Annotated in this window: 17 protein-coding genes and 1 pseudogene; 12 read left to right on the forward strand and 6 right to left on the reverse strand. The window is 62.8% G+C overall.

Annotated elements, in window-relative coordinates; genetic code table 11:
- The first annotated feature begins 159 nt into the window (after positions 1-159).
- Together ADIAG_RS22150 and ADIAG_RS20230 are read left to right on the forward strand one after the other, a co-directional pair.
- Positions 160-1305, forward strand: a pseudogene (locus ADIAG_RS22150) (low temperature requirement protein A).
- 482 nt (positions 1306-1787) lie between these two features.
- A complete protein-coding gene (locus tag ADIAG_RS20230) occupies positions 1788-3224 on the forward strand; it encodes an HNH endonuclease (protein WP_007271422.1) in 1437 nt (478 codons plus the stop codon).
- A 314-nt stretch (positions 3225-3538) separates the two neighbouring features.
- Here ADIAG_RS20230 and ADIAG_RS10925 read toward each other — a convergent pair whose 3' ends face one another.
- Positions 3539-4390: a hypothetical protein gene (locus ADIAG_RS10925; RefSeq protein ID WP_043474628.1), complete on the reverse strand. Its 852-nt coding sequence runs from the start codon at positions 4388-4390 to the stop codon at positions 3539-3541.
- A 496-nt stretch (positions 4391-4886) separates the two neighbouring features.
- On the opposite strand from ADIAG_RS10925, the gene ADIAG_RS20235 reads away from it, so the two are divergent.
- The 3 genes from ADIAG_RS20235 to ADIAG_RS10945 all read left to right on the forward strand — a co-directional run bounded on the left by ADIAG_RS20235 (position 4887) and on the right by ADIAG_RS10945 (position 7486).
- Entirely contained in the window at positions 4887-5999 is a 1113-nt protein-coding gene (locus tag ADIAG_RS20235) for a thermonuclease family protein (protein WP_161623957.1), read from the forward strand.
- 174 nt (positions 6000-6173) lie between these two features.
- The gene (locus ADIAG_RS10940; protein ID WP_007271425.1) at positions 6174-6638 is read left to right on the forward strand and encodes a hypothetical protein; all 465 of its coding nucleotides are present in this window, start codon (positions 6174-6176) and stop codon (positions 6636-6638) included.
- 293 nt (positions 6639-6931) lie between these two features.
- Complete coding sequence (locus tag ADIAG_RS10945; RefSeq protein WP_007271426.1) at positions 6932-7486, forward strand: cysteine hydrolase family protein; 555 nt, start codon at positions 6932-6934, stop codon at positions 7484-7486.
- Between the two features lie 12 nt (positions 7487-7498).
- Here the strand turns inward: ADIAG_RS10945 and ADIAG_RS10950 are convergent, their stop codons facing one another.
- Positions 7499-8374, reverse strand: coding sequence for a class I SAM-dependent methyltransferase (locus ADIAG_RS10950; protein WP_007271427.1), 876 nt, complete (start codon positions 8372-8374; stop codon positions 7499-7501).
- 68 nt (positions 8375-8442) lie between these two features.
- Between ADIAG_RS10950 and ADIAG_RS10955 the strand changes: the two genes are divergently transcribed.
- Positions 8443-9009, forward strand: coding sequence for a helix-turn-helix domain-containing protein (locus tag ADIAG_RS10955; RefSeq protein ID WP_007271428.1), 567 nt, complete (start codon positions 8443-8445; stop codon positions 9007-9009).
- Here the strand turns inward: ADIAG_RS10955 and ADIAG_RS10960 are convergent.
- Positions 9006-9950: a LysR family transcriptional regulator gene (locus tag ADIAG_RS10960; protein ID WP_043474634.1), complete on the reverse strand. Its 945-nt coding sequence runs from the start codon at positions 9948-9950 to the stop codon at positions 9006-9008. The two genes, ADIAG_RS10955 and ADIAG_RS10960, sit on opposite strands and share 4 nt — an antisense overlap.
- 123 nt (positions 9951-10073) lie before the next feature.
- On the opposite strand from ADIAG_RS10960, the gene ADIAG_RS10965 reads away from it, so the two are divergent.
- Genes ADIAG_RS10965 through ADIAG_RS10975 form a run of 3 tightly spaced genes read left to right on the forward strand, consistent with a single transcriptional unit; the run spans position 10074 to position 14575 of the window.
- On the forward strand, positions 10074-12116 hold the full coding sequence (locus ADIAG_RS10965; protein ID WP_007271430.1) for an NADH:flavin oxidoreductase: 2043 nt from the start codon (positions 10074-10076) through the stop codon (positions 12114-12116).
- Between the two features lie 51 nt (positions 12117-12167).
- Complete coding sequence (locus tag ADIAG_RS10970) at positions 12168-13460, forward strand: aromatic ring-hydroxylating oxygenase subunit alpha (protein ID WP_007271431.1); 1293 nt, start codon at positions 12168-12170, stop codon at positions 13458-13460.
- Positions 13457-14575 carry a flavin reductase family protein gene (locus ADIAG_RS10975; RefSeq protein ID WP_007271432.1) on the forward strand — a complete coding sequence of 373 codons (1119 nt, stop codon included), beginning with the start codon at positions 13457-13459 and terminating at the stop codon, positions 14573-14575. Before ADIAG_RS10970 ends, ADIAG_RS10975 begins: the two co-directional genes overlap by 4 nt.
- Before the next feature lie 134 nt (positions 14576-14709).
- On the opposite strand, the gene ADIAG_RS10980 is transcribed toward ADIAG_RS10975, so the two are convergent.
- Complete coding sequence (locus ADIAG_RS10980) at positions 14710-16332, reverse strand: peptide chain release factor 3 (RefSeq protein WP_043474637.1); 1623 nt, start codon at positions 16330-16332, stop codon at positions 14710-14712.
- Positions 16333-16941: 609 nt separating this feature from the next.
- On the opposite strand from ADIAG_RS10980, the gene ADIAG_RS10990 reads away from it, so the two are divergent.
- Complete coding sequence (locus ADIAG_RS10990; RefSeq protein ID WP_007271434.1) at positions 16942-18168, forward strand: toxic anion resistance protein; 1227 nt, start codon at positions 16942-16944, stop codon at positions 18166-18168.
- A 2-nt stretch (positions 18169-18170) separates the two neighbouring features.
- Positions 18171-18962: a hypothetical protein gene (locus tag ADIAG_RS10995; RefSeq protein WP_007271435.1), complete on the forward strand. Its 792-nt coding sequence runs from the start codon at positions 18171-18173 to the stop codon at positions 18960-18962.
- Positions 18963-19241: 279 nt separating this feature from the next.
- Here the strand turns inward: ADIAG_RS10995 and ADIAG_RS11000 are convergent, their stop codons facing one another.
- Both ADIAG_RS11000 and ADIAG_RS22155 read right to left on the reverse strand, forming a co-directional pair.
- Positions 19242-20480: an MFS transporter gene (locus ADIAG_RS11000; RefSeq protein WP_007271436.1), complete on the reverse strand. Its 1239-nt coding sequence runs from the start codon at positions 20478-20480 to the stop codon at positions 19242-19244.
- A gap of 65 nt (positions 20481-20545) precedes the next feature.
- A complete protein-coding gene (locus ADIAG_RS22155; protein ID WP_043474645.1) occupies positions 20546-20974 on the reverse strand; it encodes a hypothetical protein in 429 nt (142 codons plus the stop codon).
- On the opposite strand from ADIAG_RS22155, the gene ADIAG_RS22660 reads away from it, so the two are divergent.
- Positions 20963-21178 carry a molybdopterin dinucleotide binding domain-containing protein gene (locus ADIAG_RS22660; RefSeq protein ID WP_407636054.1) on the forward strand — a complete coding sequence of 72 codons (216 nt, stop codon included), beginning with the start codon at positions 20963-20965 and terminating at the stop codon, positions 21176-21178. The genes ADIAG_RS22155 and ADIAG_RS22660 overlap by 12 nt on opposite strands.
- Positions 21179-21229: the final 51 nt, after the last annotated feature.

Below are 21229 nucleotides of genomic sequence, written 5' to 3' on the forward strand. Positions count from 1 at the left end.
CAGCACACCGAGATGCCCACCCTGGTGGCCAGAGAATTCGCGCGCATGAGCAAGTGAGACAACACGAACTCTGGTGTGTGGGGGAGTGCCGGGGCCATAATTGGCTGTCAGGCTTTCCGTTGCCGGCGAGGGAAAAGAGATGGGCATCCGGTGTCTTCCATGGAATCCGACTCGCATCTCGCGGCGGCCCCGGGGAGCAATGCCGGGGAGCGTCGACCCGCCGACTGGTACGAGTTGTTCTTCGACTTGGTCTTCGTGGTGGCCATTGCCGTGTCGGCCCACGTGCTCGAGCATGATCCATCGCTAGGTACGGTCGCCGGATTCGTGCTGTTGTTCTTTCCGCTCTGGTGGGCCTGGGTCAACCTGATGATCACCAACAATCTCTATGGCCGGCGCTATGCCGCCATTGGGGTGTTGGTCGTTGTCGCCATGCCCGGCCCGGCGGCGATGGCCGTCGCGGTCGCGGGAGGAATCGCCGACAATGCGTGGCTCTACGTCCTGGGCGCCATCTGGATCCGCATCGTGTTGCTGGTGATGTGGATGACCGCTACCGCCCACGGCGCCATCCGGGTTCCGTTGTGGCGGTCCCTGGGCTACAACCTGGGCACCGCCGCCCTGTAGTTGGCCTCGCTTGCCGTGCCGGCACCCTACCGCTACTGGTTCTGGACGGTAGCAGTGCTGGCGGAGATGTTGCTTTTGGTGCTGCGTTCCGGATTCGCTTATGAGGTCTATGAGCAGGTGTCCATTCCTCATCTGCTCGAGCGGATCGGCCTCTTTGTTGTCATCGTGATCGGAGAAGCGGTGTATCTGGCAGTGACCGGGCTGATTCAACATCCGAATCCGGGAGGAGCCGCGGCGGGGTTGTCGGGCTTTGTGGTCTGCGCGTTCCTGGCTCGGGCCTTCTTTCGCTGGGGAGTGCCGACGGCTGCAGCAGGACTCGGTGACGCGCGCCGCTCGCAGTCCTACGGCGTCATGCGTGATGTGGTGATGTATTTCCCGTTCTTTGTTGTCACCGCGCTGACCTTTGTCGCTGCTGCCCTCGGTACCGCCGTGGCGGATGCGCAGGTGCCACTGGACGTGGCGGCCAGGGCCCTGCTTGCGGTGGGTATCGGTGGCTATTATCTGGCAAACGCACTGATTGCCCTGCGGCTTGGACGCCGCTGGCGGAGGGTATTGCTGGTGCTCGCGTTGGGAATTATGCTTCCGGGTGCGGCCTGTCTGCTCAGTGTCGGAATGCCGGCATGGTCCACCCTTGCCCTGGTGGCCGTGGCGCTGGCTGCCATCGACGGATCGAACGCGTGCTGAACCGCCGCTGGTACGCGAGTTGATTCCCGGACAGGTGCGAAGAACCACCCTTTCTCGTGGTCTTTCGGGGTGCTGCGTGCAAAGGGATTCGGGCCTCTGACCTCCGCTTCCGTAGACAGGCACGCTATCCAACTGAACTATGGGCGCACATGCAGTTATTGGACCAGCCTTAGGCCTGGACCTGATGTGAAAATACGGTGAGTCAGACAACTTCCAGTCCGCACCGTTGAGGTACCTCCTCTGGGCCCCAGCGATCAGAGGCTGTTACTGGCCTTTGTCCCGCCGTCCTTTGGAGGCCGTCGCACACGACTCGACCTTCCGGATGCCCATGCGGACAAATGGCACGTCAGCATCCATGGCAGAACCAGCCCATGGATGGATCTTAGGACCGATTCATCGCACCGGAATCGTAAGTCGAATCTTCTTTCGGGCAAGTCGGAACTAATCTCCAAACTGTCGGTGCGACGTTCTAGCATTGAGGTATGGCAAAGAAGTCATCTCGCAAGGCCGCTTCGACCGGGAAAACCCCGGCCGTTCCCGCCGGTGAGGCGACCTACGCGGAGCTTCTAGCCCGCGGCACAAACATTGACGCCTTAATCGTTGAACATGTTACGGCTCAGGGCCCCGCAGGGCTCCTGGGCTTGGCCGCCGCGGTGAACACCTTCGGCGTCCTAGCCGACACCCACGAAGCAATGGCCGTAGTCCGCGCCTGCGAAGCACTGAAATCTGTCGTCACCGCTATGCAGGCCCAACACGCGATCAGCTACCAAGATTCCCTGATCAGCTACCACCGGGAGCTGGGGGTGCGGGAGAAGAACCCCGGATGGGGCTCCAACGCTGATATTGCTTTGGCCATGCATGTCTCCCGGCACCGCGGAGCGCAAACAGCCAACGAATACCGAATTCTGGTCGAGGATCTTCCCCGGACCATTCAAGGCATGCGCAACGGAGAGGTGACGTGGGAACAGGTGAAGGTGATCATCTCCGGCATTCGCCACCTCAGTGTGGATAGCCGGAGGATGATCGATGAATTGCTCTGGGAAGAGACCCACAATTGCTTCACCGCCGGAACTGCGAAACTTCGTGAGATGGTCACCTACTGGGCGCTGATCTTGGAACCAGCCGTTGAAGAAGACCTCGAGGCGAAAGCCGAAAAGGACCGGCACCTGGATATCTACCAGATCGATAAGTATTCGGTGCGGATCTCCGGCACCGCCCCACTGGAGCAAGGCATCGCGCTCAGGCAGGTGCTCGCCCGCAAGGTCGAAGAAGCCCGGGAGAATCCCGATGATAAACGCAACGCCTCACAGATCGGTATCGACTCGGTGTATGAGGAGATGACTGGGCTGAAGGCCGGTGGCAGTATCCCGGTGCAATTGCTGGTGGTCATGGATCATGCGACGCTCGGCGGCGGGTCCGATAACCCGGTGCTGCTACCGGGTGCCGGATACGTTAGTGCGGCGAAGGGTCGCAGTCTTTTGGCAGGGGATCCCAAGGATCCGGTTCAGGCGTGGTGGAGGCGGCTCTTCGTGGCGCCGACTACCGGGGAATTGGTGGCTATGGATTCTAAATCCCGCCGTTTTGGTGGGAATCTGAAGCGTTTCATTTCTTTCCGCGACCAATATTGCCGCACCCCGTATTGCAATGGGGCGATCCGGGACATGGATCATGTGGTGCAGGTGCGAAAGAACGGGAAGACCACCGCAGCGAACGCAGCAGCCAGGTGCGGCCCATGTAATCAGAACAAGGAAGCACCCGGATGGGTAGAAACGCCGGTACCGGGGGATCGACATAGCTTCAAAATCATCACCCCGAGCGGACATACCCATATTGCGAAGGCACCACCCCTGCTGGGGATCAACACCCCGACGAAGTTGACGCCACCTGTTTCCCGGAGGCCGGGACCTCAACGAAAATAAACCCAGATCCTCCGAAACACCCCTGATATCACGCGAGCACTTTAGCTGAGGCACGCGGCACCACCACCTGCGATATCAGAATGACGAGGGGCTCGACCGTTCTCTTCCATCGTTGAGTCCCTCGGAAGCCCGCATGTACCTAAGCTTTGTGTGGAAAGATCAGGACATTCGCAACCGGTGCTGGGTGGACCATAACTCTGCGCCCGCGGCAGGACCTGCGGCCATTACCCGACGACGCGACTATGGTCTGCCTGGATACTGAACGCTATTTCACGGTTACCGTCGAGTGCGCAGGCGTCCGAAGCTATCTGCTCTCAGCCCTCGAGTGCGTAATCCACCTCGGAGCGCAACGGCCACCGGGTGACTGACTCGAACGGGTCGGTGTCGCGGGGGTGTGCCGCTTCCATCAATTCATGGGCAACATCCAGTACCAAGGCGCCTAGCTGGCCCTCATAGATCATCAGGCTGATGCGCAGCGGCGTGCCATCGGCACTAGTGAAGTCCGCATGCACCGGGAAAGTATAGTTTCGCGGAAGAGTGAGAGCGGCATCTTCCGGAACCACGAAGGACAGCTCGGAGGTGAATTCTCCGTCGTCGCCCCAATATTGTTCCTTGGCCTCAGTGAGTTGCTCGCGCAGGACGCTCGAACCGTATTCGTCGGTGGCCTCAAGCAGGCCAGCCACCAGGTCCCGGACCTCGCTAGTCAGCTCGCGCTCGGGGGCTTCGGCGAATGCGTCTCCGATGATATTGGTTCCGGTCCTGTTCTTGGAAGGCGATTCCATCAGTTCCATGGCGGCAAGCAGGACCCCGGAGCCAATGGCCATCAGCGGGCGGGGGTTCTTGATGCCGCGGCGCACTAGGGATTGATGGATCTTCGCATCGACAACAAAACCGAACTTGGTGCCGGCCATGCTCAATGCGGCCAGGCCGAGTGCCACCGAACCCCGAAATGCCTTTCCCGGGGCAAACCCGTCCCTCGGAGAAGTCGCGAACCAGCCCACAGCAGCGAGGCCCGCGCCGCTGCCAAGGTAGATTCCCGCCAGCGTTCTGGGACGCAGCTTGGCTGGGTCAACCAGCGTCAAGGCTCCGCCTGCCACACCCATCAGGAGCGAATTGCCAAGTCGTGAGCGGAATGTCGGTGAAGCCTTTTCTACGTAATCTGCCATTTGACCAGCGTACAAGCTAACTTCCGACGCAGCGGGTCGACGCACGGCCGTGCTCATAACCAGAGTGCCGTGCCCAAGCCCTTCCTCGCAGCGATCCGTGGGTGCTGCGTCACGGGGCGGCGGCCGAATTTCGCCACTGTGATGACAGCTTCTCTTTCGGTCTGGAAGATCCGTAAACCACCAGCTTGAACAAAAACGACAGTCGCCGACGACACGCCGGCAGCTGCCCGGTTCCACGGTGGTCACGAGATGCACCCCTCGTGTCCCGAGCTACCGGCGGATCGCTTCCTCATCCAAAGAAGACGATGATCAGCAGACCGGATTAGAAGGTCCACGACACATTTTTGAATTGGATGCCAGCTGGGCACAGCCTGAAGCTAAACTGAGCAGCTGATCACTCGTTAGCAAACTTCATGTAGGGGGAATCTCATTGTTCGGGGGAAATGAAGCGACCAGTAGGGCCGCGCAAAGAATGGGCAGAATCGTTGCCGGCGTAGTGGCATTCGGATTTGTTGTCACCGGATGCACGCAGGCGCCGCCACCGTCAACGGACCATGGCGATGGGGCCACCGTCGTCCGGGTCATCGACGGCGATACGATCGTGGCTGACCTCTCGGGGACCGAGACCACGGTGCGGCTGTTGAACATCGATACGCCGGAAACCAAGCACCCGGACAAGCCGGTTGAATGCCTGGGACTTGAGGCCACCGAGTACACCAAGACGCTGTTGGCGCCCGGTGACAAGATCGAGTTGGCCTACGATGTCAGTCGACTAGACCCCTACGGTAGAACACTTGCCGGTGTCTACAAGGAGGGGAGTCTGGTCAACGCGGACATCGCTGCTGCTGGTCTCGGTGTCGCGGTCCTCTTCCAGCCCAACGAACGCTTCTACGCCGAAGTTCTGGCCGCCGAGCAACAAGCGCAAGATGGCAGCAAGGGACTGTTCGGGGCAGATGTCGCGTGCACGATTCCGGCCATGGTTGAGGACGCGATTGCTGGGCTCGAGGAGCTTGAAGAATCCGTGCCGGCCAACGCCGATGCCGTTGGATCGGCGCTGGGCGTCGTTACGGCCGCGATTGTGGCAGGAAAGGCCAAGAGTGCAGCATTACAAGCGCTGGATTCCACTGGAGATGCGGTGCAGGGTGCAGTGTGGGCAGCACGAAAGTCCTCCTATGCCCCGTTGCTCGCCGCGGCCATGAAACGGGCCACCTCAATTGAAGAGGACCTCACGACCAAGCAAGCTGCACTGGCCCAGGCCAAGAAGGAAGCCGACGCTCGGAAACAGGCCGAGGCGAAGGCAGCTGCCGCAAAGCAAGCGAAGGCCGAGGCTGCCGCAAAGGCAAAGGCAAAGGCCAAGGCGGAACGCAAAGCTGTCGCTGCGCGTCAAGAGGCGGCGCGAAAGAAGGCAGCCGAAAAGAAGGCCGTCGAGAGCCGGAGACAGTCGACTCCGAAGCCGACATACCGGCCTCCGGTCCAGAAAGCCAAGCCTCGACCCCAACCAAAATCAAAGTCGAAACCAAGAAGCGGCAGTTCCAAGGACGGTTACACCGGTCCGCGCTGCTACGCGCCCGGTGGCAAGACCTATAAGCCGTGTGGATCAAAGAAGTAGAGACCGTCGGTGGGCGGGGCATCGCTTCCGGTGTCCCGGCACACGGGCGACTTGCGTTAAGGATTGTCGCGGTAGGTTCCCCTCCAGCCCTCGCCATGTCCTCGTCGGGTATTCCTTGCTAGACTCCGCGGCAAGTGGCGGCACGCCGGGTGCCGCCGGAGAAGGAGTTGTGACATGGACGAGCTGCAGCAACAGCTTCCTCCGGATCTTGCCGAACTTGCCGAGCAATTCGCATCCGCTGCCGCTCCATTCGAGTCGGAGCGCGACGAGGACACGGCAGCCGACGGACACGCGGCGATGCTCGAGATCGCGGGTTTCCTGGTGGGCGTTGTCGGACTCTTGGTGTCCCTGATCGGCGTCTACACCTCCGGCACCGAGGCCCGGCGCAAGCGTGTTCCGGACTTCGAGGAACTGCTCGATGCCTTGGTCGCCGGAACCATCACGGCCGAACAGGCAACAGCCGTCTTGGCCCGCTGGAAGCCCGAACTCACCCCGGTGGAAGTGGCCGAGCAACTCGAGAGCGGGAACATCGACCGCTACAAACGTGTCCTGAGTCTGCTGGGCTACCCGCCGGAAGTCGTCGATCAGATCCTGCAGTCGAGCTTCGGGAAGATCGCCGATTTGGCGAAGAACCCCTGAGACCGAGGTTGATTGGCACCATCGCTGCGTTCTTTAGTCGCCGCACGCTCTCGAGTCGGAGGGTGATCTCAAGCGCTCCTTGATGCTGACACGGATTTCCGTTGCAACGTCCGGGATGGTTCACGGCCAGGGTCTCCACGTGGTTGGCGCAACCCTCAGCAAGGGAAAATCCCTTGGCCCGGCGGGTAAGAGGTGCGAGGCAGATGGTGTGGTGGCGTCCATTTCGAACTATCGCCTCGACGCGTAAGTTAGTGGCTGGAAATGCCCCCACTACTGCTTGAGGACATGGAGCCATGAGTACATTTTCAGATCGGAACCGCACCGCACTGATCGTGATCGACGTCCAAAACGATGTTGTAGCCGAGGCCTACCGGCGCGAAGAAACCATCGAAAACATCAGCACTCTGGTGATACGTGCCCGCGCGGCCCGGACACCGGTCATCTGGGTGCAGCATTCCGATGAGGAGCTCGTCAAGGGCAGTCCCGGATGGGAGATCGTTCCGGAGCTGTCGCCGGCGGCGGACGAGCCGAGGATCGAGAAGATCTACGGGGATTCCTTTGAAGCTACCAATCTTGAGCAGACGCTTGCCTCCGCCGGCGTCGGCAAGCTGGTGGTCTCCGGTGCCGAATCGGATGCCTGCATCCGCTCGACCGTCCATGGGGGCTTCACCCGCGGCTACGACGTGACGCTGGTATCTGATGCGCATACCACCAGCGATATGACCGAATGGGGAGCTCCCGCACCCGAGGTCGCCATCTCCCACATCAACCTCTACTGGCAATTCCAAGGTGCGCCACAGCGCACGGCAGCCGTCGTGGCGACAGACTCCGTCGATTTCGGTTCCTGACCTCGGACCTCCCTAGCCCTGGCTGATCCGGGCTGCCCACACCGTGCGACTGCCGCGCATCGCTAGGTCGTTGCGCTTGAACACCGACTGGGGTCCGTCATCGTCCAACAGCATTTCCAGGTCCTGCAGGTCCGCGACGCTCAGCGAGTCTTGGAGCGCGGCGTGCATCCGGGATAGCCACCGGTGCGCGGCACGCGCCACCAGCTTCTGGTCATCATCGATGGCGTAGTCGAAGGTGCGTTGCTCGATCATGGCCATCCCCGCGTTGTGGATCGGACCGGCCCAGTCCGGGTGGGCGTTCCAGCTGGCGCTGTCCGCGGCCTCGTGGCATCGTTCCTCCAGGCCAGGGACGCCGAATCCCAGCTCCCGGGGCAAGTAGCGGGGGAATTTGTCCATCTCCACGACCACCAGCATCCCGTCGGCGGACAGCGTCGTGGCGATGTGCTCGAAGACCCGTGCCGGGTTGCCCATGTGGTGCATGGAGGATGCGGCCCAGACCAGGTCGACGTCCTTGGCTTCGGGCCACGCCTGGTCCAGGTCCACCTGGGCAGTGGAGATACGCGGGCTCAGCCCGTGTTCATCAGCCGTCGCAACTAGCCGCCCAAGCATGAACTCGGACTGGTCGACAGCCAGGACGCTTGCTTCCGGGAAGGTGCGGGCCAGACCGAGTGTGCCGGTGCCCGTTCCGGCGCCCAAGTCCATGATGCTGCGGGGGTTCTGGTGGTGCCCGGCGGTCCACTCAAAGATCTGCCGCAGGTGCTCTTTCAGGAGCAGGGCGTCGAGGTCGAGCATCTGGGCCATGCCCTGCTCATCGGAATGCTGGTGGTCGTTGTGGCTGCCGTGAGCGTGCGGGTGGTGGCCGGGTGAGTGTTCGTGGTGCGTCGTCATGATGCTAGCCTAACCATTGCATGCGCTGGTGGCATACACTCTTGCGTATGACGCAAGAAGATCTTTCCATGGACACCGTGATCCGCCAACGACTCAAGGGTCTGCGACTGGCCAAGGGCTGGTCACTGGATGCGCTGGCCGCCCGCTGCTTCATGAGCCCCTCGACACTGAGCCGCATCGAGACCGGGCATCGCCGCATCGCCCTGGATCAGCTGGTTCCCCTGGCCAAGGCCCTGGGCACCAGCCTGGACCAGCTGGTGGAGCCCACCAGTGATGAGGACGTGGTGATCCGCCCCGAGCCCGAACACCAGGTAGGGCTCAGCGTCTGGATGCTCTCTCGTGAGCATTCGTCCAATGGAACCACGGTGGCCAAGATGCGCATCACCCCCGAACGCACCATGGCTAATCTCGAGCTCAGCGTGCACCCGGGCCGCGAATGGTTCACGGTGCTCTCCGGAACCGTGTCCCTGGTGCTCGGCGAGCGCACCATCCTGGTGGGTGAAGGGCAGGCTGCCGAATTCTCTACGATGGTTCCGCATCGTATTGGCGCCCACGAGGGGCCGGTGGAGATCCTGACGATCATGGACCACGGCGGTGAACGTGCCCACCTGCACCCGGAGCACGCAGCGGACTAGGTTCGATCCTCGGTGCGCGACCGGCTTCCGGAAATCCGGTGCGCCGAGGCGGCGGCTTGCGTGAGCACCTCAAGGGCTTCGGCCAGCACCGGCTGGGAACCGCTGCCCCGGCGCACCACGGTGCGGATATGCCGCGAGGGGGCCGGATCCCCGCGCAGCGGCACCCGGGTGATCGGATACCCGGCCGGAATCCTGGCCAGTCGCGGGATCAGGCACACCCCGAAGCCTGCGGCCACCAGCGCCGCAGCGGTGTCCCATTCGACCGCCTCGTGGGCCACCATCGGGGTGAAGCCAGCCTCGGCACAGGAGTTGAACACCAGTTGGCGGTGTGGACGCCCGGGACGATCAACGATCCATGGTTGGTCCGCGGTTTCCGCCAGCCCCACCGCGGGCCGGGAAGCCAGCGGGTGGCCCCCCGGAACCAGCAGTTCCAACGGGTCATCGAGTAAGAAGTGTTGGTCGAAGCGGCTATCGGCCGTCGGCGGGGTGGCCTCGGTGGAGACGATCACCGCAAGGTCGGCATCGTCGGCCAGCAACAGGTCAAAGCATTCGGAGGGGTCTGCCTCGATGATCCGCACCTCCATCGCCGGGCGACTGGCCCGCAGCGCGGTGACCACCGCGGGCAGCAGGGCCGCGGCGCCGGTGGAAAATCCGCAGATCCGTAGCGAACCGGCGTAGCTGCCGGATTCGGCGGCCAGCAGCCCGCGGATATGTTCCCAGCTGGAGAACAGCGAATCGACGTGGCTGAGCAGGATGCGCGCGGCCGGGGTCAACCGGACCCCGCGGCCCTGCGGGACCAACAGCATCACATCGAGGTCCTCACCAAGGGTGCGCAACTGGTGGGAAACGGCGGAGGGTGTGTAGTGCAGGGCCTTAGCGGTGGCGGTGACAGTCCCGTGGGCAGCAAGCATGCGCAGCACGTGGAGCCTCGGATCGATCATGCAAGAAGATTACACGGTAGCTTGCGAATTCGTTTGCTGGTACTCATCAATGATGCGCGTCACACTTAAGCCAACGGGTCCGAGGGGATCGGGGTACCCGGAGAGCGGAAAGGGCGCCCACATATGAAACTTACGGACCCACTGCTCGAGCCGTTTACGCTGCGACACTTGACGCTGCGCAACCGGATCGTGAGCACCTCCCACGAGCCGGCCTACGCCGAAAACTCGATGCCCACCGACCGCTACCGGGCCTACCATCTGGAACGCGCCAAGGGAGGAGCGGCCCTACTGATGATCGGCGGATCGGCAGTGGTTTCCCCCGACAGCCCGCCGTCCTTCGGGAACCTGCAGCTGCACCGCGAGGAGATCTCCGGCTGGCTGGCCAAGCTCACCGCCGAGGTCCATGAGGCAGGGGCAGCGGTGATGTGCCAAATCACCCACCTGGGACGACGCACCAGCAACTACGCCGGAGAATGGCTCCCGGTCCCGTACCCCTCGGCCATGCGCGAGCCGGCACACCGGGCCTTCCCCAAGGTCGCCGAAGACTGGGATATGTACCGGATCGCCTCCGACTACGCCGCAGCTGCGGTACGCTGCCGGGATGCGGGCATGGACGGGATTGAAATCCAGTCCTACGGGCACTTCATGGACGCCTTCCTGTCCCCGGCCACCAACGACCGCACCGATGCGTGGGGCGGCAGCTTCGAAAAACGTCTGGCCTTCCCACTGCTGGTGATCAATTCGGTGCGCGAGGCCGTGGGCCCGGACTTCATCCTGGGCATCCGGATGTCCATGGACGAGGACAAGGCAGGCGGGCTGGCCGCACCCGAGGCAATGGCAGCACTGCACCGCTACATCGAGGCGGGCATCGACTTCCTCTCCGTGATCAAGGGATCCATCGAATCCGACGCCTCACTGGCCAAGGTCATCCCCTCCATGGGTTCACCTGCAGCCCCGTTCCTGGACTTCGCTGGCTCCATCAAGGCACAGATCGGAATCCCGGTAATGCATGCCTCGAAGATCGCCGACGTGGCCACGGCCCGGCATGCGGTCTCCCACTCTCTGCTGGACCTGGTGGGGATGACCCGGGCACAGATCGCCGACCCCTATCTGGTCGCCAAACTGGCCGCAGGCGCCGAGGAGAGGATCCGTCCCTGCGTGGGAGCCAACTACTGCCTGGATTCCATCTACGCCTCCGGGGATGCCAAATGCATCCACAACCCCTCCACCGGACGGGAACTGAGCCTGCCACAGCTGATCCCGCCCTCCACACAGCCGCCGAAGAAGGCTGTCATCATCGGGGCAGGGCCCGCCGGCCTGGAATGCGCCCGGGTGCTGGGCGAACGCGGGCACCAGGTGGTGCTCTTCGAAGCCGATGACGCCCCCGGCGGACAGGTGCGCATCGCCGCCACCATCCCGCGGAGACGGGACCTGCAAGGCATCATCGACTGGCGGGTCAGCGAGGCACGGCGGGCCGGGGTAGAGATCCGCTACGGGGTCTATGCCGAGGCCGAGACCGTGCTGGCCGAGAACCCCGACGTGGTCCTGGTGGCCACCGGGGGAATGCCCAACCACGACTTCCTACCCGAGGGCGGGGAACTGACCTCCGATGCCTGGGACGTGCTGGGGCACCTGACCCGGATCCCGGACAGCGTGCTGGTCTACGACGACAACGGCGCAGAACCGGGCATGGACGCGGCCGAGAAGCTTGCTGCCGCCGGAGCCCGGGTGGAAATCATCACCCCCGAGCGCATGCTCGCCCCGGATATTGGGGCCATGAATTCCCCCGCCTACCTACGAGCCTTCTCCGAGAACAACGTGGCCATCACTCTGGCGCACCGGCTGCGTTCGGTCGGCCAGGAACCCGATGGCACATTCACCGCCGTGCTCTACAGCGAATACTCCGGCCTTGAGTCCATTCGCACCGTGGACCTGGTCATCACCGAACACGGGACCTTGCCCAATGACGAGCTGTACTTCGACCTCCTGGGGGATTCGACCAATGCAGGGGAGATCGACTATCCGGCACTGCTGGCCGGGAAGGCGCAACCGCAGGGCAAGAATCCCAAGGGTAAGTTCGCGCTCTATCGGGTGGGAGATGCAGTGGCCAGCCGGAACATCCACGCCGCCATCTACGACGCCCTGCGATTATGCCTCCCCATCTGAGCACCACACCCCAGCGGAACACCACCTCACCCAGCCAGGAAAGGACACACCATGACCACAACACCGGTCCATCACCTACCACCGGCGTATGAGCCCACCGCCGAGATCACCGCGCTGATCGCCCGGCGGGTGCCAGGGTTGTGCCTCGAGGCCCCGTTCTACACCAGTGAGGACATGCTCGCGATCGACATCTCCGAGATCTTCGCCAAACACTGGATCTTCGTGGCCACCGACGCCGAAATCCCCGAACCCGGGGACTACCTCACTATCTCGGTGGGCCCGCACTCGGTGATCCTGCTGCGCGATGACGACGAGGAAATCTCCGCGCTGCACAACGTTTGCCGGCACCGCGGGGCCAGGATCCTGAATGACCCATCCGGATCGGTCGGCAACCTGGTCTGCGGCTACCACCACTGGACCTACGGCTCCGACGGGTCCCTGCTGCACGCCGACTCGCAACCGAAGGACTTCGACAAAACCCTCTTCGGGCTGCGGAAGGTCGCGGTGCAATCGGTGGCCGGGCTGATCTTCATCTGCCTCTCCAACGCTCCGCCGGAAGACTTCGCCTCCGTCGCGACGCGCATCGAACCCTACCTCGCACCGCACCAGCTGCGCCGCACCAAGGTCGCCGCCCAGGTGGACCTGGTGGAGGACGGCAACTGGAAGCTGGTGATGGAGAACAACCGGGAGTGCTACCACTGCGACGGACATCCCGAACTCTCCTGCTCACTGTTCCCCACCTACGGGTATGAACCCGACGGACTGCCGCCTCGGCTCCGCCCGGCCTACGACAGGTACCTGGCCGCGGAGGCCGACCTGATCCAACGCTGCATGGAGCATGACCTGCCCTACCAACAGATCCAAGAACTGCGCGGACGCGCCACCGGATTTAGGATCCAACGCGAACCCATGGACGGGGCCGGGGCATCCTTCAGCCCCGACGGAACCCCATTGAGCAGCAAGCTGCTCGGGGAGCTGACGGAGCCCACGCTGGGACGATTGTCCATGCACTGGCAACCCAACGCCTGGTTCCATGTGCTCTCCGATCACGCGGTGACCTTCTCGGTGCTTCCGCTGGCGCCCAACAAAACCCTGCTGCGCACCACCTGGCTGGTCCACGAGGATGCGGTAGAAGGCGAAGACTACGACCTCGAGGATCTGAAGCGGGTCTGGCAACGCACCAACGAGCAGGACCAGACCTTTGTGCGCCGCGCCCAGCTCGGTGTCACCAGTCCCGCCTATATCCCCGGCCCCTACGCACCGAACGAATACCAGGTGGAGGACTTCTGCTCCTGGTACATCGAACGCCTGCGGGTGGGTACCGGCATGGAAGGGGAATCATGACCCAGGAACTGCAGTATCTCAGCCTCGCCGCGGCGGCCCCGCAGCTAGCTTCCGCCCCGGCCGAACCCGCGCCCCGGGTGCTGCGGTGTACCGGCACCCGGGCGGAAACCGCGGCGGTGACAACGTTGATGTTCGAACCCGCCGACGGGCAGTTTTTTGACTGGCTGCCGGGACAGTATCTGACCCTGAGCCTGGACACCGCACACGGGCAGCTCAGCCGCTGCTACACCATCAGCTCCATTCCCGCCGAGGGGCTGGAAATCACCGTCAAGGCACTTTCCGGTGGGCCGGCCTCCAGCTGGCTGCACGATTCGTTGGTCCCGGGTACCGTGGTCGAGGCACACGGTCCCTTGGGTTCCTTCACCCCCGCCGCGCTCGCCGGAGCATTGCCCGGCCCACTACCGAGCTACCTTTTCCTGGCGGCAGGCTCGGGCATCACCCCGCTGAGGTCCATCACCCGGGCACTGCTGGAGTCCGGTGCCCCGATCGATGCGGTGCTGCTCTATAGCGCCCACGATCCAGGGGACGTGATCTTCCACCGCGAGTTGCGCGCCCTCGACGGCGCCGGCGGCCTCCGCGTGGAAACGATCCTGAGCACCGGTTCGGTGCCCACCACCGGGCTCCCGCGTGCACCGGGCCGGCTAGATGCGGCGATGTTGCAGGAGTTGGTGCCCGATGTGCAGCTGCGCGAAATCTTTGCCTGCGGTCCGCCGGAGTACCTCGAGGCGGTGCGCGGGATGCTTGACGCCGCCGGTGTGGACCCTTCGGCACTGCACGTGGAAAGCTTTGATATCGCCGACCATGCCCCGGCCAACACCGTGGCCCAGCCGCTTGAAGCGGCACGAGACAGACAGGTGTTCAGCGTCGAGTTTGTGCGCAGCGGTCGAACCATTGACTGCCCGGATGATACCTTCGTGCTTGATGCTGCCTTGGCCGCCGGGATCCCGGTGCCCTCGTCGTGCGCGCTGGGGATGTGCGGGACCTGTAAGTCGGGTCTGCTGCAGGGCACTGTGGAGATGAACCATGCCGGGGGGATCAGACCCAAGGAAATTGCCGCGGGCAAGATCCTGATCTGTTGCTCCACGCCAACCGGCGACCTGGTCATTGACGCCTAGGCGCCGTCCTGCAGAAAAACCTCGGGCCGCAGCTTCCCGCAAAAAGGGGAAGATGCGGCCCGATCACTAGCGTGCGCGATCTACGGGGGAGTTAGACAGGATTTACCGGCCAGACTCGGCCCGCGGTTCAGGTGTTACTTGGCTTCGTCCTCGGTGATACCGAAGAGCTCGGGGCTATCGGTCATGGTGCGACCAAGCTTCCACTGGTTCCTGAAGAGCCCCACGGGATTCCCGTTCGACCGGTAGACGACATCGATGGCTGCTGCCTTGGCGGTCTGTACCGGATCCGGGCCGTAGAGGTCCCGCGCCATTTCGTAGGGAAGTGCCTCTTCGACGACGGCCGGGGCGTTGAACTCGCGCTTCAGGCGATCCAGGGCCACGTCGAACTGCAAGACGCCGACGGCCGCGAAGATCGGCGTCTGGCTCGTCCCGAAGCCGCGGTAGAGAACCTGGATGGTGCCTTCTTCTTCGAGGTGGGAGATTCCCCGGGCGAAGGCCTTGGAACGGCTGGGATCCAGGCCGCGCACCATGCGAAAGTGCTCGGCGTTGAAGTGCGGCAAACGCGGAAAGGCAACAGCCTCACCGGCGTGTACCGTGTCGCCGATCCGCAATCCGCTGGCGTTGCTGAAGCCCACCACGTCTCCGGGCCAGGATTCATCCGCCGAATCGCGATCCCTGCCGCTCATGTGGTGGGTGTACTTGGAGGAAACGGGCTTACCCGAGGATTCGTTGCGTAGGGTCATTCCCCGTTGGAAGGTCCCGGAGCACACCCGGACAAAGGCAAGTTTGTCGTGGTGCGCCGGGTTCATCCCCGACTGCATCTTGAAGACGAATCCGGAGAAGTCCGAATCCAGTGGGCGCAAGGTGCCCCCCGTATCCGGGCGCGGACCTGGTGCGGGCGCCCGGTTCACCAGGAAATCCAAGAGCGGGGCAACCCCGAAGTTTGATGCCGCGGCAGCGAAAAGCACCGGCGTGGCCCGACCGGCCAAGAATTCTTCCGAATCGAAGTTGCCATTCAGAGAGACGGCAATGTCGCAGTCTTCGCGGGCGGCCTCCCACGCATCTCCGGCGTCCACGGCGGCCTCTTCGGGGCTCATGACATCTGCCTGTGCGAGACTGGCGCCGGCATTCGTGCGAGATAGGCGCGTGTAGTTTCCGCTCTCCGGGTCGTAGAGTCCACGGAAGTCGCCCGCGATGCCCACGGGCCAGTTCAGCGGCACCGGCAGCCGGCCGGTGGCTTCCTGGACCTCATCGAGCAGCTCCAGTGTTTCCTGGCCGGGACGGTCCCACTTATTGAACACGGTGACCACCGGTAACCCGAGTTCCTTGCAGACGGCAAAGAGCTTCAGGGTCTGGGTTTCCATGCCTCGTGAGGAATCGACCAGCATGATGGCGCAATCCACGGCGGTCAGCACCCGGTAGGTGTCCTCGGAGAAGTCGGCGTGCCCCGGGGTGTCAAGTAGGTTGAAAATGACATTTCCGTGTTCGAACCGCAAGGCCGTGGAGCTGATGGAGATCCCGCGTTCGCGTTCCATGGTGCCCCAGTCGGACATGCTCGCATGGCGCCCCTGCTTGCCGTGCGTCACCCCTGCCTCCGTGATGACCCGCGCATGCAATGCCAGAGCCTCGGTCAAGGTCGACTTGCCGGCATCGGGGTGCGCAATGATGGCAAAAGTCCTGCGTCTGCGGGCTTGGTGATGCACATCATTGTCATTGGTGGAAGGAGAGTCGTAATCAGTCAAAATGCCGGGAACCATGCCTACGAGAATACCCTCGTGTGAGGGTTCCACTAAGCCACGAGACCTCGCAGTGAACACCTCGGGCTCGAATCTGTCCAGTGAAAAGACCCGTCGGCGGCCAGGAACATCACCTTTGGGATTCGCGGTCGGCCGAGGACCCAGCTCCTTTCCGACCGATGGTTCCGGCGGAAGAGCAACTCCAACCCAACGGGCGGCAGCTGCACGGGCTGGACAGGGCAGCGAAGGCGCGCCGCTGTTGGGGTAGCAGGGGTTCAGGACGATCAACGCCTCGCAGTGTGGTCCCGCGAGGGTGCGGGTCCTATCCGCTACGGTATTCGCCTCTCTGACCGGGGTGTATCCCTGGGTGAAGGAGCCCATGGACAAATTTTCCTGGACCAGATCCATAGATCAGCTGTTGACGGCCATGGCATCGCATAGTGGTCCAGACGCAATCCAGCAGAAGACATGTGAAGAGACACAGGGTTTGGGTGGTCACAAGGATTTTTGGCCTGCGGCTGAAGTGCTTTTGCACGCCACTGCCGCGGTTCTTCCAGACCCCTTTAGGGTTGTCTTCAGGTGAACCCTAGTAGAGTAAAACCTGTCCCGGAGACTCCCAAGGAGAACATCATGTTGAACCCGCTCGACCTCGGCTCGACCTCATCCACGCAGGTAGGAAACCCCCTGGAGTTGGTACCGCCGAAGCCTGTTGCCGAAGTCACGGTTCATGCTCCGGAAAAGGTCGGCGGCATGATCCTGGTGGATGCAGACGCGCAGCGGAAGCACTCCGAGAACGCCAAAAGTTTTCTTGATGACTTGTTGGATACACCCCTTCAGAGCCCAGATTTTCAAACCAAGTTGGCGCAGTTGACGAAGCTGGGCGAGGGGACGATGCAGCAGGCCAGCGCCTCATCCAACCGCATGCTGAAGAGGCCCGCAGCAGCCCTCGCAGCCACTGGCGCGGACCCTGCATCGCGTACCGGCAACAGCTTGGAGGAACTTCGACAAATCGTCACCGAACTAGATCCCAAGCGTCACGATTTAACCGGTACGAAGCGTTTTCTGAAGTTCCTGCCCGGCGGCAGCGCCGTGCAGCGGTACTTCCTGAAGTACGAGTCGGCCCAGGAGCAGCTTGACGCCATCACCAAGGCGCTCAAGGGTGGGCAGGACGATCTTCGGCTGGACAACGCTGCCATTCAGACCGAACGAGATGCCCTCTGGGCTGCGATGGGGCAGCTGGCGAACTATGCCGTGCTCGCGAGTCATCTGGGTGACGGTTTGGAGAAGCGGATTGACGAGCTGCGCAACAGCGGCAGGGTGGATGAAGCCACGACTCTGGAAGCAGATGCCCTCTTCTACGTCCGACAGCGCCACCAGGACCTATTGACCCAGATGGCAGTGTCCATCCAGGGGTATTTGGCTCTTGATGTGGTCAAGAAGAACAACTCGGAGCTGATCAAGGGTGTGGATCGAGCGCTTGACACCACGCTATCGGCGCTGCGCGTAGCAGTGATCGTTGCGCAAGCCTTGGCTCAGCAAAAGATCGTTCTGGCGCAAATCGATGCCCTCAACTCGACGACGTCGGATTTGATCGTTTCGACCTCGGAGCTTCTGCGTTCCCAAGGGGCAAGCATTCATCAAACTGCTGCCCAAGCCTCGATCGATTCCACCAAGTTGCAGCAAGCCTTCGACAATGTATTCCAGGCCATGGATGAGATCGACAGGTTCAAGACGGAGGCAGCTCAGTCGATGAAACAGACGGTGCAGGTTCTTGAGGGTCAAGTAAGCCGCGCGCGACATCAGCTTGAGCGCAGCCACGCCTCTGACGAGGCCACTACTCACATACGAAAGGCGTAGAAATGTCACGCCTCACTGCAGGAAATATCTTCAGGGTAGTGCTTGCATTCGTTTTTTGGCTTTTCACCGCTTTCTACGTGCTTGTCATCGGGGTAGGTGCCAAGAAAAAGAAGGTGATTTTTGAGGGTTTGCTCTACGCCGCCGTTTTCATTGCTGCCCTTTCCATCTCTGGGGCCAGCGGTGCTTTTGCCGGTATCGGGGTTATGGGCTTGTCGGCCGTGCGTTCATACATGCTTCGCGATCTCTGGCTCCCCAGAAGGATTCGAAAATCACAGCGTCGCGAGACTTTCCAGGCCTACGCACCTACGCCTATTCCCTCCCAGCAGCCCCCGGCGGCCACTTCGGCGGCTGGGTTGTCAGACGATCTGGGGAACACTCTGATTTGGGTGAGCTCACAGGCCAAGGCGAACAAGCGCCGACTTCCGGCTGATACGTACATCACCATCCTGGAAACATGCCAGCTGTTGGACTCGGTCATTGACGCGGAAAACCGGCAACCGTCTGCCGATGCGCGCTTTGAGTATGAACTGGAAGCCGTCGTGAGAGAGTATCTGCCAGCGGTGCTTCAGGGATTCCTGGCCATACCGCCGAGCATGGTGGAAATCCGGCAACCCAACGGGAGAACCCCCAATGAGGAGTTGGCTGAGCAACTTCGCCTCCTCCTCGGACAGGCTGAAACGCTGCACTCCACCCGTCACAGCCAAACGTCTGCGGATCTCTCCACCACGGGCAACTTCCTCAGAGAGCGGTTCGGGCATCACCAGCCAGGCGGATTCGATTTCGGAATCAAGTAGGTAGATCGACGAAGAGTCACTGACCGTCAGGGGCCGGGTTGGGTCCCGGTGTCCCAGCGATGGCTGTGCCACGTGGTGCACGGGGGCAATGAAACCTCTGGGTGGCTCGCGCCGATACTTATCCCGGACCGAGACGTGCTCAACATGCTTCCGGTGCGGCGACCGCCGCAGCCTGATAGGCGGATTCGTCTGGTCTTGGGAAACCTACCAAGGTGTCATGGTTCAGGGGGCTGATGTGCCCGAACGGTGGAAGCTCGTCTTCCCCGCCCCTAGCTGGATTCAGACAGAAAGCTTCTTGGCCTGTCGGCGCCGGCGCATCACCAGATAGGTGGCCAGAGCCACGCACAACAGGTAGATCCCTGCAACCGCGGTCCAGCCTAGCTCGAAGCCACCGGCCGAACCGACCAGGGACCCCATCAGCAGCGGGCCGATGGTGAATCCGCCGAACTGCCCGGCCGTCACCATCCCGGTGGCCATACCTATGGAAGTGGATGGCACGCTGCGCACCACCGCGGCCATCAACACCACCGAGACCCCCAGTGCCGAGGCGCCATGGAAGGCCACCGCCAGCCAGAGCAGGGCAGCAGATTCTGTGGCGCCGGCGGCCAGGAACACTCCGGCACCGGCGAGCGCCATCAGCGCCAGCAGGAGCAGTAGCGGCGCCGCCGCCATACCCTTGGACATCATTCGCCCCCAGCCCACGCGTGCTGCCACGCCGATGGCACCGGCTACGGCTGCTGCCATCCCGCCAAGGAATACCGAGAAGTCCAGTTCACGTACTGCGAAGAGTGAGACGTAGACGTTGGTGGCTTGCACACCCATGCCGTTGATCAAGCCGAAGGCTGCCAACGCGTAGATCAAGAACTTCAGGTTCGTGGGTGGTTCCGTGGCCGACGCCCCGGCCCCGGCCGGGGTGGGGCCCACCGACGACGGAGCCTTGGACAACAGCGGAACGGCACTCAGCACCCGTAGCGACACAACGCCAAGCAGCACCGCGGCCACGGCCCCGACCCCGCTGGCCCCGTGCCATCCGATCCACGCGGCAAGGGCGGGGAAGCCCAAGGATGCCACCAGCTGGCTGACCTGCACCCCCGACTGCTTGATGCCGGTCCAGCCAATGCGCTGCTCCATCGGCACGCGTTCGGCCAGGATCCTGTTGGTCACCCCGTTCGGGAAGGACTGGGCCAGTCCTGCCACACCGGAGGCGACCAAGAGCAGCGGGTAGCCGCCGGGGATCGCGGCGAGCAGCAGGGCCACGGTGGCCAGCGAAAAGACGACTATCAGCAGTCGGCCATCGGGTTGCCGATCGGTGAAGCGACCGAATGCGGCGTTGCCGATGGTCCCGGCACCGAAACAGACGGTGGCCAGCAGCCCGAATTGGGCCTCGGAAATGCCGAGATCGGAAATGACCAGCTCACTGACGGCGCTGAGCCCATAGGTCAGTAGCGGACCGATGCTCACTGCCCCCAGCAAGATGGCCAGCAGGGAATATCCGGGGCGCCCGGCGCGTGCCGTCATCAAGGCGCTCCGCTCATCTCAAGTGCAAGTTTTCGGCGGGATCATCCCGACCAGATATCAGTGTTTCATACGGCCGCGGGGCCCACCAGCAGGCATGACCACCCTTGAATGAGATGTGGCGCGGTTCTGCGCCGGTGCCACCACCAAGGGGCGCGGGCAGTCTTGGCGAGCAAGCCGTTGAAGGAAGATCCGAAGGAAACTGACCCGGTGGTCAGCTCCCCGAAGAGGAGCGCGGTGGGGGTGCCGAGCCTGTTGGCCTCGATCCCGTTGGCGCTAAACGACATGGGTCCGGTGTGGGCAGCCAAGACGCTGCTGCGCATGAACCAGAAGGACGGCTTCGACTGCCCGAGCTGTGCCTGGCCGGACCCGCCGCACCGCGAGACGGCCGAATTTTGTGGGAACGGGGCCAAGGCCGTGTCCTGGGAGGCCGATCCGCTGACGGTGCCCCGCGAATTCTGGGCCGAGAACCCCGTTCCGGAGTTTTGCGCTCCCACGACCAATTCAATACCACCACCTATTCGCTCAACGACAGGTACCGCGGAGTGCACAAGGGCCGCAACGTGCTCTTTGTGAACGCCGCCGACCTCGCCGCACTGGGCCTGGCCGATGGTTCCTACGCGGATGTGCACTCCGTGGCCCCCGACCGGGTGGATCGGGTGCTACGTCGGCTGCGGATCATTTCCTACCCACGGCCGTAGGGTGCACGGCAAGCTATTTTCCCGAAGCAAGAGTGCTGGTTCCCTTGGATG

The sequence above is a fragment of the Paeniglutamicibacter gangotriensis Lz1y genome (assembly GCF_000348945.1).
Classification (GTDB): Bacteria; Actinomycetota; Actinomycetes; order Actinomycetales; family Micrococcaceae; genus Paeniglutamicibacter; species Paeniglutamicibacter gangotriensis.